General features: G+C 73.0%; 16 protein-coding genes and 1 pseudogene. 9 read left to right on the forward strand and 8 right to left on the reverse strand.

The features are described 5' to 3' along the window. The 6 genes from DZG00_RS06150 to DZG00_RS06175 form a co-directional block, all read left to right on the forward strand. Positions 1-634, forward strand: a 634-nt coding sequence (locus tag DZG00_RS06150) for an ATP-binding cassette domain-containing protein (protein WP_147359938.1), incomplete at its 5' end; no start/stop codon positions are given. Between the two features lie 150 nt (positions 635-784). Further along, a complete protein-coding gene (locus DZG00_RS06155) occupies positions 785-1,789 on the forward strand; it encodes an ABC transporter substrate-binding protein (protein ID WP_119381568.1) in 1,005 nt (334 codons plus the stop codon). A 97-nt stretch (positions 1,790-1,886) separates the two neighbouring features. After that, positions 1,887-3,473 carry a sugar ABC transporter ATP-binding protein gene (locus DZG00_RS06160; protein WP_119381569.1) on the forward strand — a complete coding sequence of 529 codons (1,587 nt, stop codon included), beginning with the start codon at positions 1,887-1,889 and terminating at the stop codon, positions 3,471-3,473. After that, the gene (locus tag DZG00_RS06165) at positions 3,470-4,552 is read left to right on the forward strand and encodes an ABC transporter permease (protein ID WP_119381570.1); all 1,083 of its coding nucleotides are present in this window, start codon (positions 3,470-3,472) and stop codon (positions 4,550-4,552) included. Before DZG00_RS06160 ends, DZG00_RS06165 begins: the two co-directional genes overlap by 4 nt. Beyond that, a complete protein-coding gene (locus DZG00_RS06170) occupies positions 4,549-5,607 on the forward strand; it encodes an ABC transporter permease (protein ID WP_119381571.1) in 1,059 nt (352 codons plus the stop codon). Before DZG00_RS06165 ends, DZG00_RS06170 begins: the two co-directional genes overlap by 4 nt. Before the next feature lie 62 nt (positions 5,608-5,669). Beyond that, positions 5,670-6,794: an epoxide hydrolase family protein gene (locus DZG00_RS06175; RefSeq protein WP_119381572.1), complete on the forward strand. Its 1,125-nt coding sequence runs from the start codon at positions 5,670-5,672 to the stop codon at positions 6,792-6,794. 8 nt (positions 6,795-6,802) lie between these two features. On the opposite strand, the gene DZG00_RS06180 is transcribed toward DZG00_RS06175, so the two are convergent. The 4 genes from DZG00_RS06180 to DZG00_RS06195 form a co-directional block, all read right to left on the reverse strand. After that, positions 6,803-7,228 carry a VOC family protein gene (locus DZG00_RS06180; RefSeq protein WP_119381573.1) on the reverse strand — a complete coding sequence of 142 codons (426 nt, stop codon included), beginning with the start codon at positions 7,226-7,228 and terminating at the stop codon, positions 6,803-6,805. A gap of 131 nt (positions 7,229-7,359) precedes the next feature. Beyond that, positions 7,360-7,767: a DoxX family protein gene (locus DZG00_RS06185; RefSeq protein ID WP_119381574.1), complete on the reverse strand. Its 408-nt coding sequence runs from the start codon at positions 7,765-7,767 to the stop codon at positions 7,360-7,362. Beyond that, on the reverse strand, positions 7,767-8,189 hold the full coding sequence (locus tag DZG00_RS06190) for an organic hydroperoxide resistance protein (RefSeq protein ID WP_011931635.1): 423 nt from the start codon (positions 8,187-8,189) through the stop codon (positions 7,767-7,769). Before DZG00_RS06190 ends, DZG00_RS06185 begins: the two co-directional genes overlap by 1 nt. Before the next feature lie 55 nt (positions 8,190-8,244). After that, positions 8,245-8,781 carry a MarR family winged helix-turn-helix transcriptional regulator gene (locus tag DZG00_RS06195; RefSeq protein ID WP_119381575.1) on the reverse strand — a complete coding sequence of 179 codons (537 nt, stop codon included), beginning with the start codon at positions 8,779-8,781 and terminating at the stop codon, positions 8,245-8,247. Positions 8,782-8,869: 88 nt separating this feature from the next. Between DZG00_RS06195 and DZG00_RS06200 the strand changes: the two genes are divergently transcribed. Continuing rightward, positions 8,870-9,232, forward strand: a complete 363-nt coding sequence (locus DZG00_RS06200) for a hypothetical protein (RefSeq protein ID WP_063070407.1) — start codon at positions 8,870-8,872, stop codon at positions 9,230-9,232. Between the two features lie 107 nt (positions 9,233-9,339). Here DZG00_RS06200 and DZG00_RS06205 read toward each other — a convergent pair whose 3' ends face one another. Further along, positions 9,340-9,519 (reverse strand): hypothetical protein, encoded by a 180-nt coding sequence (locus DZG00_RS06205; RefSeq protein WP_233548888.1) that lies wholly within the window; start codon positions 9,517-9,519, stop codon positions 9,340-9,342. A 162-nt stretch (positions 9,520-9,681) separates the two neighbouring features. After that, positions 9,682-10,101, reverse strand: a complete 420-nt coding sequence (locus DZG00_RS06210; RefSeq protein ID WP_119381577.1) for a MerR family transcriptional regulator — start codon at positions 10,099-10,101, stop codon at positions 9,682-9,684. Positions 10,102-10,235: 134 nt separating this feature from the next. Between DZG00_RS06210 and DZG00_RS06215 the strand changes: the two genes are divergently transcribed. Continuing rightward, positions 10,236-10,949 (forward strand): SDR family oxidoreductase, encoded by a 714-nt coding sequence (locus DZG00_RS06215; protein WP_119381578.1) that lies wholly within the window; start codon positions 10,236-10,238, stop codon positions 10,947-10,949. Positions 10,950-10,982: 33 nt separating this feature from the next. Here DZG00_RS06215 and DZG00_RS06220 read toward each other — a convergent pair whose 3' ends face one another. Then, a complete protein-coding gene (locus DZG00_RS06220) occupies positions 10,983-11,684 on the reverse strand; it encodes a hypothetical protein (RefSeq protein WP_119381579.1) in 702 nt (233 codons plus the stop codon). Between the two features lie 86 nt (positions 11,685-11,770). Between DZG00_RS06220 and DZG00_RS06225 the strand changes: the two genes are divergently transcribed. Next, entirely contained in the window at positions 11,771-12,622 is an 852-nt protein-coding gene (locus DZG00_RS06225) for an alpha/beta fold hydrolase (RefSeq protein WP_119455466.1), read from the forward strand. A gap of 81 nt (positions 12,623-12,703) precedes the next feature. Here DZG00_RS06225 and DZG00_RS06230 read toward each other — a convergent pair. After that, positions 12,704-13,054, reverse strand: a pseudogene (locus DZG00_RS06230) (MFS transporter); the annotation flags it as partial.

A 13,054-nucleotide genomic window follows, 5' to 3' on the forward strand; every position in this document is an offset into this window, starting at 1 on the left:
CGACCGGGCCGACGGCGGCGTGGTGACGCTCGGCGGGCGCGACGTCGTGATCGACCGGCCGGCCGACGCGCTGCGCAACCGCGTGGCGCTCTCCGCGGAGGACCGCGGCGCGGAGGGCCTCATCGGCGACCTGAGCGTGCGCGAGAACATCGTGCTGGCGCTGCAGGCGCTGCGCGGGTGGGCGCATCCGCTGTCGAAGGCCGAGCGCGAGGACCTCGTCGAGCGGCACATCGAGCACTTCGGCATCACGCCCGCGGATCCCGCGACGCCCGCCGGACGGCTCTCCGGCGGCAACCAGCAGAAGGTGCTGCTCGCGCGCTGGCTGGCGATCCGGCCGCGCGTCCTGATCCTCGACGAGCCGACCCGCGGCGTCGACATCCGCGCGAAGGTCGACATCCAGGCGCACATCGCGCAGCTCGCGCTCGAGGGCGTGGCCGTCGTGTTCATCTCCAGCGCGTTCGACGAGCTCGTGCGCGTGAGCGACCGGATCGTCGTGCTCAAGGACCGGGAGAAGATCGGCGAGCTGGCCAACGGCCCTGGCGTGACGGTCGACACCATCGTCGAGCTGATCGCGGCGCCCGCCGACGAGGAGGACGAGGCGGACTTCCCGCTGCCGCTGTTGCCGCTGCCGTAGTGGCGTCCTGGGCGGCCACTCCCTTGTGCGGCTGCGACTGTTACCGGTAACATCCCGAGCACGCGGCAGCACCCCGCGCAACCGCAGCACGGCCGGTCCCCGAGGACCGGAACGGGACGCAGCCGTCCCGACATCTCAAGGAGGAGATACATGTCCACGAAGAGGCGCATCGCCACCATCGCCGCGGCCGGGGCCATCGCCCTCGGACTCGCGGCCTGCTCGAGCAACTCGGGCACCGGATCCACGGCAGGCGGCGCCGCGGACAGCGGCGGCGAGACGGCCACCGTCGGCTTCGTCGCCGTCGGCCCCGAGGGCGCCTGGCGCCAGGCCAACGAGAAGAACATCCAGGACACGTTCACGAAGGAGGCCGGGTTCGACCTCAAGTACGCGCCCGCCACCAACAACGACCAGAAGTCGCAGATCGACGCGTTCACGTCGTTCGTCGACGAGGGCGTCGACGTGATCCTGCTCTCGGCCACCGAGGGATCCGGCTGGGAGGACTCGCTCGAGCGCGCCAAGGAGGCCGAGATCCCCGTGGTCCTCATCGACCGCGGCATCGAGCCGGACGACGACTCGCTCTACGCGACCCGCATCGCCCCCGACAACATCGCCGTGAGCGGATCCGTCGCCGAGTGGGCGAAGACCGCGCTGCCCGAGGGCGGCAAGTACTTCACCCTCGAGGGCCCGGCCGGCGTCTCGGTCGTCAACGAGCGCAACGAGGGCTGGGACGACGTCATCGGCGCCGAGAGCTCCTTCACGGAGGTCGGCGCGCAGACCGCCAACTGGTCGACCGAGGAGGCCAAGAGCGTCTTCGAGACCGTGCTCAAGTCGAACGCGAACGACGTGCAGATGGTCTTCGCGCAGAACGACGAGATGGGCCTCGGCGCCGTCCAGGCCGTCGAGGAGGCGGGCCTCACGCCCGGCGAGGACGTGAAGATCGCGACCATCGACGGCACGAAGGGCGCGCTCCAGGCCCTGGCCGACGGCAAGCTCAGCTTCGTCGCCGAGTACAACCCGCTGTTCGGGGACACCGCGCTCGAGGCCGTGCAGGCGCTGCTCGACGGCGAGAGCGTCGAGTCGTCGATCGTCGTCCCGTCGGACGTGTTCGACTCGCCCGAGAAGGCCGCCACCGCGCTGCCCGACCGGAAGTTCTAGCCCGCCCGCACGGCCACACCCGGCGGCGGGGCGGATCATCCGCCCCGCCGCCCCCACCGCCCGGCGACGCTGCCGGGGCAGGAACGGAGCACGCGCCATGCAGGCACCCAGCCCGATCGTCGAGATGCAGGGCATCACCATCTCCTTCCCCGGCGTCAAGGCGCTCGACGGGGTCGACCTCCGGCTCTTCCCCGGCGAGGTCCACACGCTCATGGGCGAGAACGGCGCCGGCAAGTCGACGCTCATCAAGGCGCTCACGGGCGTCTACGGGATCGACTCCGGCCGCGTCCTCGTGGGCGGCACCGAGCGCCGCCTCACCGGCACCGCCGACGCGCAGGCCGCGGGGATCTCCACGGTCTACCAGGAGGTCAACCTCTGCGGGAACCTCACGATCGGCGAGAACGTCATGCTCGGCCACGAGCGGCGCGGCCGCTTCGGCATCGACTGGAAGGGCACGCACGCCGCCGCCTCCGAGGTGCTGGCGCGCGTGGGGCTCGGCCACCTGGATCCGCGCACCCCGCTCTCCTCGCTCAGCCTCGCGCTGCAGCAGCTCGTCGCCATCAGCCGCGCCACCGTCGTCGACGCCCGCGTGCTGATCCTCGACGAGCCGACCTCCAGCCTCGACGCCGATGAGGTCGAGGGCCTCTTCCGCGTGATGCGCCGCCTCCGCGACGAGGGCGTCGCCATCCTCTTCGTCTCCCACTTCCTCGACCAGGTGTTCGCGATCAGCGACCGGCTCACCGTGCTCCGCAACGGGAAGCTCGTGGGCGAGCACATGACCCGCGAGATCGACCGCGCCGGGCTCATCGCGCTGATGATCGGCAAGGACCTGCAGACCCTCCGCTCGCTCGACCGCGAGCGCGCTTCCCGCCAGGTCGCGACGGGCGAGCCCGTGTACCGCGCCTCCGGGATCGGCCGGAAGGGCTCGCTCGACGCGACCGACGTGGAGCTCCGCCGCGGCGAGGTCGTGGGCCTCGCCGGGCTCCTCGGATCCGGCCGCACCGAGCTCGCGCGCCTCCTCTACGGCGTCGACCGGCCCGACACCGGATCCGTGACCATGGACGGCGCACCCGTCGCCATCTCCTCCCCCGCCAAGGCGCTGAAGCACCGCATCGCGTTCTCGAGCGAGAACCGGCGCGACGAGGGGATCATCCGCGACCTCAGCGTGCGGGAGAACCTCGTGCTCGCCGTGCAGGCGAAGCGCGGCTGGGCCCGGCCGCTGCCGCGCAAGGAGAAGGACCGGATCGTCGCCAAGTACCTCACCGAGCTCAACGTGCGACCCGCGGATCCCGACCGGCCCATCCGCAACCTGTCCGGCGGCAACCAGCAGAAGGTGCTGCTCGGCCGGTGGCTCGCGACCGAGCCCGACCTCCTGATCCTCGACGAGCCGACCCGCGGGATCGACGTGGGCGCCAAGGCCGAGATCCAGGAGCAGGTCGCCGCCCTCGCCGACACGGGCGTCGCCGTCGTGTTCATCTCCTCGGAGCTCGAGGAGGTGGTGCGCCTCAGCGACCGCATCGTCGTGCTCAAGGACCACCGCAAGATCGCCGAGCTGGAGGCCGGGCCCGACGTGACCGCCGAGTCGATCGTCACCACCATCGCGGAGGAGGGCGTCTCCGACATCGCTCTCGAGACCGTCCCCGACGCCGTCCACCGCACCGCGCCCGAGGAGGCCGCACGATGAGCGACACCACCCCCGCGAAGCGGAGCGCGCGCGGCCTCGCCGACGTGCTGCACCGGCCCTGGTTCTGGGGCACGGTCGCGATCGTCCTGCTGCTCGCGATCAACGTGGCGAAGGACCCCGGCTACCTCGCGCTCTCCGTGAACCCGGACACCGGGAACCTCGTCGGCAACCTCGTCGACATCCTCCGGGCCGCCGCGCCCGTGCTCATGATCGCCGTGGGCATGTGCCTCGTGGTCGCCACGGGCGGCATCGACCTCAGCGTCGGCTCGATCATGGTGGTCGCCGGCGCCGTCTCCATGGAGTTCCTCAAGGCGGCCGGATCCGACTCGCTCGGCGTCGCCCTCGGCGCGATGGGCCTCGCGCTCCTCATCGCCGGGATCCTCGGGGCCGTCAACGGCATGCTCGTCTCCGTCGTGGGGCTGCAGCCGTTCATCAGCACGCTCGTGATCATGCTCGCCGGCCGCGGCCTCGCGAAGGTCATCACGGCCGGGCAGAACACGGCCGCGTCCAACGAGCCGTTCCGCTGGGTCGCGAACGGGTACCTCGTGGGGCTGCCGGTGGTGTTCCTGCTGGCCGTGCTGATCACGATCGGCGTCGCCGTGCTCGTGCGGCGCAGCGCGCTGGGCCTCATGATCGAGGCGATCGGCATGGACCCGCAGGCCGCGCGCCTCGCGGGCCTCGACCGCCGCGCGCTCCTGTTCACCGCCTACATCGCGAGCGGCCTGCTCGCGGGCGTCGCCGGGATCTTCGCCACCGCGAGCGTCATGACGGTCGACGTCTCCCGCACCGGCTACCAGTTGGAGCTCGACGCGATCCTCGCGGTCGTCATCGGCGGCACCTCGCTCGCGGGCGGCAAGTTCCACCTGCTCGGGGCGGCCGTCGGCGCGCTCCTCATCGCGACCCTCGACAAGACGGTCGTGTTCCTCGGCATCTCGTCGTCGGCCACGCCCGCGTTCAAGGCCATCGTGATCGTCGCGATCGTGCTCCTGCAGTCGCGCCGCGTGCGCGCGCTGTTCGGCCGGCGCCGACCGGCAGCTCCCACCCCCGCGTCGACCGAGAAGGAGGCCGTGCCCGCATGAGCGCCACGACGATCCAGCCGCCCCTGACCCCGACGCCCGCGCCGGGCCCCGACACCGCCAGCCGGCCGCCGCGCCGCCGCATGCGCCTCCGCCTCGACTCGCTGCCGACGGTCGCCGCCCTGGTGATCCTGCTGGCGATGCTGGCCTACGGCGAGATCGCGTACGGCCGGATCCTGCAGGCCGCGACGCTGTCGAACCTGCTCATCAACAACGCGCACGTCATCGTGCTCGCGGTGGGGCTCACGTTCGTGATCCTCACGGGCGGCATCGACCTGTCCGTGGGCGCGATCGTCGCCGTCAGCAGCGTGGCGGGCGTGCTGCTCGCGAACGCCGGGTGGAACCCGTGGGTGGTGATGGTGCTGATGATCCTGATCGGCACGGCCTCCGGCGTCGTCTCGGGCGTGCTGATCCAGTTCTTCGACGTGCAGCCGTTCATCGCGACGCTCGCGATGATGTTCCTCGGCCGCGGCCTCGCCTCCATCCTCAGCACCGTGCCCGAGCGCCTCGACGACGAGTCGCCGCTGCGCTCGCTCGCCACGAACATGAAGGTGGTCGACGGCCCGAAGGTGAACGACGTCGTCACGACGCCGGGCGTGCTCATCGCCCTCGTGGTGGTGGCGGTCGCGTTCTTCGTGCTGCACCGCACGCGCCTCGGCCGCACCGTGTACGCGACGGGCGGATCCGAGCAGTCGGCCGCGCTCATGGGCCTGCCCGTGCGCCGCACCAAGCTGGCCGTCTACGTGATCAGCGGCTCGCTCGCCGGCCTCGCCTCGGTCATCTACACGGCCCGCCTCGGCAGCGCGCAGAACATCACCGGCATCGGCTGGGAGCTCGACGCGATCGCGGCGACCGTGATCGGCGGCACACTCCTCACGGGCGGCGTGGGCTTCGTGCTCGGCTCGGTCGTCGGCGCCCTCGTGCTGGGACTGATGAACGTGCTCATCACGCGCGACGGCGGCATCCCGCCCGAGGCGACCACCATCATCACGGGCGGGATCCTGCTGGTCTTCGTGCTGCTGCAGCGCGCGGTGATGGCGCGGCGGCGGCGGACGTAGATCCCGTCGGCGGTCCGCGGGACCATGAGGGGACCGTGCCCGCCCGCCACGTCAGGACCCCCATGACCCACCCGCTCCCGCTCCACGTCACCGACGCCGACCTCGACGACCTGCGCGACCGGATCCGCCGCACCCGCTGGACGCCGGAGTGGCCCGTCGACGCATGGGAGGCCGGCACGGACCAGGCGACGCTGCGACGCCTCTCCGCCGTCTGGGCCGACGGCTTCGACTGGCGGGCGCGCGAGCGGGAGATCCTCGCGCTGCCGTGGGCCAGCGCCGACCTCGACGGCACGCCGATCTCCTACCTGCGGTTCGACGCCGAACGCCCCGGCGGGATGCCGATCGTCCTCACGAACGGCTGGCCGAGCTCCGCGCTCGAGCTGGTGCCGCTCGCCGAGCGGCTGTCACAGCCGTCGCGCTTCGGCGGCGATCCGGCCGACGCGGTCACCGTGATCGTGCCTGCGCTGCCCGGCTTCCCGCTCTCGCCGCAGCGGCCGCGCATCGACGAGCCGACCCACGAGCTCTGGCACCGGCTGATGACAGAGGAGCTGGGCTTCGCGCGGTACGCGGCGCACGGCGGCGATCTCGGCGCGGGGATCACGTCGCGGCTGGCGGAGGCCCACCCGGAGGCGGTGGCGGGGATCCACCTGATGGCGGTCCATGCGCCGCGGGACCTCGACGAGGCGACGCTCACCGAGGAGGAGCGCGCGTACCAGGACGAGGTGCGGGCGTGGGAGGCGGCCGAGGGCGGCTACGAGCACCAGCAGCAGACGCGTCCGCTCACCCTCGCGCCCGCGCTGCAGGACTCGCCGGTGGGGCTGCTGTCGTGGATCCTCGAGAAGCACCGCGCCTGGAGCGACTGCGACGGAGACGTGTCCCGAGTCTTCAGCGACGACCACCTGCTGACGCTCGCGTCGCTCTACTGGTTCACGGGCTCCATCGGCACCTCGTTCCGCCCGTACTTCGCGTACGGCTCCGGACGCACCGCGCCGGTGGAGCGCGTGCGGGTGCCGACCGCGGTCGCCGTCTTCCCGCACGACCTGGTGCACCCGCCGCGGAGCTGGGCGGAGCGCACCTACGACGTCGTGCGGTACACGACCATGCCGCGCGGCGGGCACTTCGCGCCGCACGAGGAGCCGGGGCTGCTGGCGGACGACATCCGCGCGTTCCTGCGGACGCTGCGCTAGCGGTCCCGTCAGGACGCGGCGTCCTCCATGTGCGGCACCCCGCCTGCGGGGATCGGATCCATGTGCCCGAGCTCGATCACGTTGCCGTCGGGGTCGCGGAGCTGGCGCTGGTACATGAAGCCGAGGTCGACGGCGGGGCGGGCCTCGGATCCGCCCGCGTCGAGGCCCGCGGTGGCGCGCGCGTCGACGTCGGCGCGGCTGTCGAGCATGACCGCGGTGATCGCCGCGGCGCTCGTGGCCGGGTCGCCGACGGGCAGGTCGAGGAACGACTGGAAGAAGTCGCGCGTGAGGAGCATGAACGCGCTGCGGTCGGCCTCGACCACGAGGCAGGCGGCGTTCTGATCCGTGAAGTCGGGGTTCACGACGCACCCGACGGCCTCGTAGAAGGCGATCGCGCGGGGCAGGTCGGTGACGGGCAGGTTGACGAAGATCATGGGTCTGGTCTCTCCTTCGAGACTCGGATGGTGCGGGTGCGCCCATGCTGACCGCGTGCCGGACCCCCGTCAAGGCACACGACCACCGGGACCGCTGCGGGTCCCGGTGGTCGTGTCGCGCATCCGGCGGATCAGCGCTTCCGCAGCGCCCCCGTCGACCACAGCGCGACCGCGATCAGCACCGGCTGGAAGAAGAGGCGGCCGAGGCGCTTGCCGTCGGTGTCGAGGCCGAAGCCGTCGCGCTTGTGGACGTACTGCGCGATGTTGCCCGGGAAGATCGCCGTGAAGAACGCGGCGGCCGCCCAGCCCACGAGCCCGCGGCGCGAGCGCGCGAACAGCAGCGCGGAGCCGAGCGTGATCTCGACGACGCCGGATCCGACGACGGTCACGTCCTCGGGCACCGGCAGCGACTTCGGGACCTGCGCGCGGAACTCCTCGCGCGCGACGGTGAGGTGCGAGACGCCGGCGAAGGCGAGGAACGAGCCGAGGACGACGCGGGCGGCCGTGCGCGGGAAGGACGTGCGAGCGAGGCCGGCCATCAGTCGTCCGAGACCGTGACGACGACCTCGATGTTGCCGCGGGTCGCGTTCGAGTACGGGCAGACCTGGTGGGCCTGGTCGGCGAGCTCCTGCGCGAGGTCGTGCTCGACCCCGGGGATGACGACCTCGAGGTGCACGGCGAGCTGGTAGCCGCCCTGGCCGTTGGATCCGATGCTGACGCGGCTGCCGACGCTGGAGTCGGCGATCTTCACCTTGCGCGCGCGGGCGACGCCCTGCAGCGCGGAGTGGAAGCACGCGGCGTAGCCGGCGGCGAAGAGCTGCTCGGGGTTCGCGCCCTCGCCGGACCCGCCCATGGCCTTGGGGATGGAGAGGTCGAGCGCGAGGTCGCTGTCGCTGACGGCCACGCGGCCGTCGCGGCCGGCTCCCGTGGCGAGGGCCTCGGCGGTGTACAGGGCGTCCATGTGGTTCCTTCCGTTCGTGGCCGCGGGCGGCCGTGGGTGGGGTGGGTGGTGCGGATCAGGGGGCGGGCGTGACGGCCGACGCGTCGGCGGGCCGGGGCACCGGATGCGCGAGCGCCTCAGCCGTGGTCTCCTGCATCCCCGCGGTGAGCAGGTGCAGGGCCGCGAGGAGCTGGCGCGCGCGGTCGAGGTCGAGGCCCATGCCGCGCATGATCGCCGCCGGCACGTGCGCGAGCTCGGCCCGCACGGTGCGGCCGCGCTCCGCGAGCGAGACGGTGACGACGCGCTGGTCGGCCGAGATCCGGCGCCGCGCGATGAAGCCGGCCTCCTCCATCCGCGCGAGGAGCGGCGACAGCGTGCCCGAGTCGAGGTCGAGCTGCTGCCCCAGCTCGGTGACCGTGCGGTCGTCGCCCGACCACAGCAGCACCAGCACGAGGTACTGCGGATAGGTGAGGCCCCACGGCGCGAGGAGCGCGCGGTACGCCTGGGTCGTGGAGCGCGACGCCGTGTAGAGCGAGAAGCACACCAGCTCGTCGGCGATGCGCGCGGGCGGCGCGGTCTCGTCGGCAGGGGCGCAGGGCTCGCGATCGGTCATGCGTCGACCCTGCCACGGAACAAGGTTGTGCGCAATCCATCTCGGCGGATGCCCAGCGGAGGCACCCCGCCGCGTACCCTGGAGCGACATGATCACGAGACGAGAGGCCGCGCTGCGGCTCGGCATCCCGCTGGAGATGGCCACGCGCCACGGCATCCCGGGGCGCGTCCCCGAGTCCGAGATCGCCGCGATGGACCAGGATCCGCCCGCCTGGCTCGCGCAGTCCCGCGCCAACGCGACCGGCAAGCGGCCCGTCTGGGTGCAGCTGACGTGCGAGGTCTGCGGATTCACGGAGGCCGTGCGCCCGAAGAAGTGGTGGCCGGAGTTCTCCTACCTCTCCTGCGAGCGGCACTCCCCCGACGAGCTGCCCGAGCCCGCGCTCGGCCTCGCCCGCCGCGAGGTCGACGGGATCGGCAGCCGGTTCGTCGGCGTGGTGGACGAGCGGCCGTAGGGACACCATCGGTCTCGGACCATCGCAGGCGAGGTTCCGGCCAGCGTGCCCGTCACGGTGAGAGGTACCCTGCCATGCGGCGGGGTCCCTCTCGTGTCGATCGCGAGCTATGCGCCCGTGGCGAGCTTCTTGATCCAGTCCTCGGTCTTCCGGCCGCGCTTCTTGTCGACGATGATCCGGATGCGGGCGGCCGATGCGCGTTCTGCGTCGCTGATGGGGTCGGCCTCACCGGCCTGGATGCGCTTCTCGAGTGCGCTCGGGCTCGGGTTCCTCTGATCCAGCGTCACGGCGGTACCTCCTTCATCAATTGTCAGCGCGTGTGGGCACGGTGTCCACCACGAGCGGCTGGACGCCGGACGCGGATGCCGCGCCGTTCCTCTGCGTCCCGTCCAACCGAGACGACGACGTCACGACGTCGATCATCTCCGCCTCGGTGGTCGTCGCCTCCATCAGGCCGCGATGCTCTCCTCGCGCGTGCCCGCGTACGCCGCCCCGTCCTCGCGCAGCGCCGGGCAGTGCTCCGACGTCGGGTGCAGGCAGATGTCGATCACGCGGTTCAGCTCCTCGCGGGCCCGCTCGAGCTCGGCGATGCCGGCGGTGATCCGGTCGCGCTCGGAGAGCAGGAGCGCCATCGACTCGGGAGCCGCGACGCCGCTGTCGACGCTCGGGAGCAGCTGGAGGATCGTGCGGCTCGGGAGGCCGGCTGCGTACAGGCGCTGGATGAGCTGCACCCGCTCGACCGCGGCCTCCGGGTAGACGCGCTGGCCGCTCGTGGTGCGCTCGGCCGGCAGCAGGCCCTGCTCCTCGTAGTACCGGAGCGCCCGGGTGCTCACGCCCGCTCGCCCCGCCACGTCGCCGATCCGCAGCATGGCGCCCTCTTCCCTCGTGATCCGTCGGAGACGTCGATCTCGCGGGCGGACTTGCCCTTCACGTCGACGTCAACTCCTAGCGTAGGCCGCGCCGCATCCCGCGAACGACGCGGGCGGCAGGAGGAAGAGCACGCATGGACATCCAGGATCAGGTCGCCCTCGTCACCGGCGCCAACCGCGGCATCGGCCGCACCTTCGTCGAGGAGCTCCTCGAGCGCGGCGCCCGCAAGGTCTACGCGACCGCGCGCCGGCCTGAGGCGATCGACATCCCCGGCGTCGAGGTGCTGCGCCTCGACCTCACCGACCCGGCGTCCGTGACGGCCGCCGCGGAGGCCGCGCAGGACGTGACGCTGCTCGTGAACAACGCGGGCATCTCGACGGGCGCCACGCTCATCACGGGCGACATGGCGGAGATCCGCCGCGAGATGGACACCCACTTCTACGGGACGCTCGGCGTGATCCGCGCCTTCGCGCCCGTGCTCGCCGCGAACGGCGGCGGCGCGATCGTGAACATCCTGTCGGCGCTGTCGTGGTTCTCGACCTCGGGCAACGGCGGCTACGCGGCGGCGAAGGCGGCCGAGTGGAACATGACGAACGCGGTGCGGCTGGAGCTGGCCGGGCAGGGCACGCTCGTGCAGGGCGTGCACCTGGGCGCGGCGGACACCGACATCATGGCGGGCTACGACGGGCCGATGATCGCCCCGCGCGACGTGGCGCGGGCGTCGCTCGACGGGGTGGCGGCCGGATCCGTCGAGGTGGTCGTCGACGACTGGAGCCGCATGGTGAAGGACTCGCTGGGCGGCGACCCGACCCCGTTCTACGAGAAGATGCGCGCGATCCTCGGCTGACCCGCCGCGGCCGACCGGGCTGCGCCGCCGCCGCTAGCCCGCGGTGACCCGCACGGATCCGCCCTCGAGCACGAACTCCAGGGCGGTGCCCTCGGGGAACTCGTCGCGGAGCTCGGCGGGCATGTCGCCCGTGACCGTCAGGACGCCGCGCGCCGGGAAGGTGCCGGCCGCGCATCCGCCGACGGGGTTCGTGCCGCGGGCGAACCGCGGGGCGACGACCGTGACGCACGCCGAGTCGTCCGCGGGGTTCTCGAGGCCGATGACGGTGAGGCCGTGGAACTCGCCGACGCCCGTCGCGACGTCCTGGTACCAGTCGTCCCAGCGGTCGGGGACGGGGCGGTCGGGATCCAGCGCGACCGTCGCGACCTCGCGGCCCGTCACCGACGCGATGCCGGAGGTGAGGGCGACGGTCGCGCCCACGGCGACGAGGACGGACGCGGCCCAGAGGACCGCGGTGCGGCGGCGCGGGATGGCGGGGCGCGCTGCGGGCTCGTCGTGGTCGGGGTCCTCGTCCTCGGCGGGGACGGCGGAGAGGACGGCGGCGGGGACACGCTCGTGGAGGGCGGGATCAGTGGAGGCGGACACGCCCGGCGCGGTCCGAGCCGCAGCCGCCGCGCCGCCCTGACCGGACTCCAGCTCCCGCAGCCGGTCGAGCTCGGCGTCGTCCAGGTCGGGCCGCGGTCCGTACGCGCGACGGCGGAGCTCCCGGAGCTCGCTGCGCTGCGCCTCGTCCATGCGCCGATCCTGTCACCCCGGGCTGCGCGCGTCCGGAGCGCGCCGCGGCCCTGTCCGCGGGGCGCACGCGCGCCTACGCTCGGCCCATGCTCACCGAGACGGACCTGCGGCTCCCTGACGGCCGCACGCTGCACTGCTACGACACGGGATCAGGCGACGACGCCGACCTCGTGGTCGTGTACCACCACGGCACGCCGAACGTGGGGCCGCCGCCCGCGCCGCTCGTGGCGTCGTCCGCGGGGCGCGGGATCCGGTGGCTGTCGTACGACCGGCCGGGGTACGGCGGATCCACCCGGCACCCGGGCCGCGCCATCGCCGACACGGCGGCCGACGACGCCGCCCTCGCCGACGCGCTCGGCATCGACCGGTTCGCCGTGCTCGGGCACTCGAGCGGCGCGGTGCTGGCGCTGGCCGCCGCGGCCGCGCTGCCGGGGCGCGTGCTCGGCGCGCTGTGCGGGGCGGCCCTCGCGCCGATCGAGGCGGAGGGGCTCGACTGGTTCGCCGGGATGCACGCGGGCGGCGAGCGCGAGCTGCGGGCCGCGGTCGCCGGTCGCGAGGCGCTCGAGGCCGAGCTGACCGCGTCGACGTTCGACCCGGCGATGTTCACGGACGGCGACCTCCGCGCGCTCGAGACGGACTGGGCGTGGCTGAACGACGTCGCGGGGCGCGGGCTCGATGCGGGGATCGGCGGCATGGTCGACGACGACCTCGCGCTCGTCGCCGACTGGGGCGTCGACCTCGCCGCTGTGCGCGCTCCCGTGATCCTGCTGCACGGCGACGCCGACCGGATCGCGCCGGTCGCGCACGCGCGCTGGCTCGCCGACCGGGTGCCGGGCGCCGAGCTGGTGATCCGCCCGGGCGACGGCCACATCTCCGTGCTGCAGGGCGCGGCCGACGCGCTCGCCCGGCTGCGGGACCGGATCCGCGCGGCCGCATAGGAAGAGGTACGCACCCACGGAAACGGCTCTCGCCGACCCGGACGGATCCGGATCGGCGAGAGAGGGGTGGAGCGGCAGCGGTCAGTGCCCGCGCGACACCCGCCGCGGCAGGGCGAAGACGAGCGCGAAGGCGACGACCGCGAAGATCGCGCTGACGCCCATGGCCGACGCCGACGCATCCGTGAACGCCTGCGGGAGCATCTCGGGCCCGCGGATCCCGGCACCCGCGACGCCCGCGAACAGGACGCTGCCGATGACCGCGATGCCGACCGCCGAGCCGACGCGCTGGACCGTGCCGATCACGCCGGACGCCGCGCCCGCCTCGGCCGGATCCACCGTCGCGACGATGAACTGCGCGTTCGGGGCGATGAAGAGGCCGTTGCCGATGCCCGCGAGCAGCAGCGGGACGAGGAGCATCCAGCTGTTCAGGTC

Origin of the sequence: Clavibacter lycopersici (assembly GCF_003576405.1) — a bacterium.
Taxonomy (GTDB): domain Bacteria; phylum Actinomycetota; class Actinomycetes; order Actinomycetales; family Microbacteriaceae; genus Clavibacter; species Clavibacter lycopersici.

Bases quoted from the DNA above. Each gene is read 5' to 3' on its own strand.
- DZG00_RS06155 (WP_119381568.1), top strand. From the start codon at position 785: ATGTCCACGAAGAGGCGCATCGCCACCATCGCCGCGGCCGGGGCCATC.
- DZG00_RS06160 (WP_119381569.1), top strand. From the start codon at position 1,887: ATGCAGGCACCCAGCCCGATCGTCGAGATGCAGGGCATCACCATCTCC.
- DZG00_RS06165 (WP_119381570.1), top strand. From the start codon at position 3,470: ATGAGCGACACCACCCCCGCGAAGCGGAGCGCGCGCGGCCTCGCCGAC.
- DZG00_RS06170 (WP_119381571.1), top strand. From the start codon at position 4,549: ATGAGCGCCACGACGATCCAGCCGCCCCTGACCCCGACGCCCGCGCCG.
- DZG00_RS06175 (WP_119381572.1), top strand. From the start codon at position 5,670: ATGACCCACCCGCTCCCGCTCCACGTCACCGACGCCGACCTCGACGAC.
- DZG00_RS06180 (WP_119381573.1), bottom strand. From the start codon at position 7,228: ATGATCTTCGTCAACCTGCCCGTCACCGACCTGCCCCGCGCGATCGCC.
- DZG00_RS06185 (WP_119381574.1), bottom strand. From the start codon at position 7,767: ATGGCCGGCCTCGCTCGCACGTCCTTCCCGCGCACGGCCGCCCGCGTC.
- DZG00_RS06190 (WP_011931635.1), bottom strand. From the start codon at position 8,189: ATGGACGCCCTGTACACCGCCGAGGCCCTCGCCACGGGAGCCGGCCGC.
- DZG00_RS06195 (WP_119381575.1), bottom strand. From the start codon at position 8,781: ATGACCGATCGCGAGCCCTGCGCCCCTGCCGACGAGACCGCGCCGCCC.
- DZG00_RS06200 (WP_063070407.1), top strand. From the start codon at position 8,870: ATGATCACGAGACGAGAGGCCGCGCTGCGGCTCGGCATCCCGCTGGAG.
- DZG00_RS06210 (WP_119381577.1), bottom strand. From the start codon at position 10,101: ATGCTGCGGATCGGCGACGTGGCGGGGCGAGCGGGCGTGAGCACCCGG.
- DZG00_RS06215 (WP_119381578.1), top strand. From the start codon at position 10,236: ATGGACATCCAGGATCAGGTCGCCCTCGTCACCGGCGCCAACCGCGGC.
- DZG00_RS06220 (WP_119381579.1), bottom strand. From the start codon at position 11,684: ATGGACGAGGCGCAGCGCAGCGAGCTCCGGGAGCTCCGCCGTCGCGCG.
- DZG00_RS06225 (WP_119455466.1), top strand. From the start codon at position 11,771: ATGCTCACCGAGACGGACCTGCGGCTCCCTGACGGCCGCACGCTGCAC.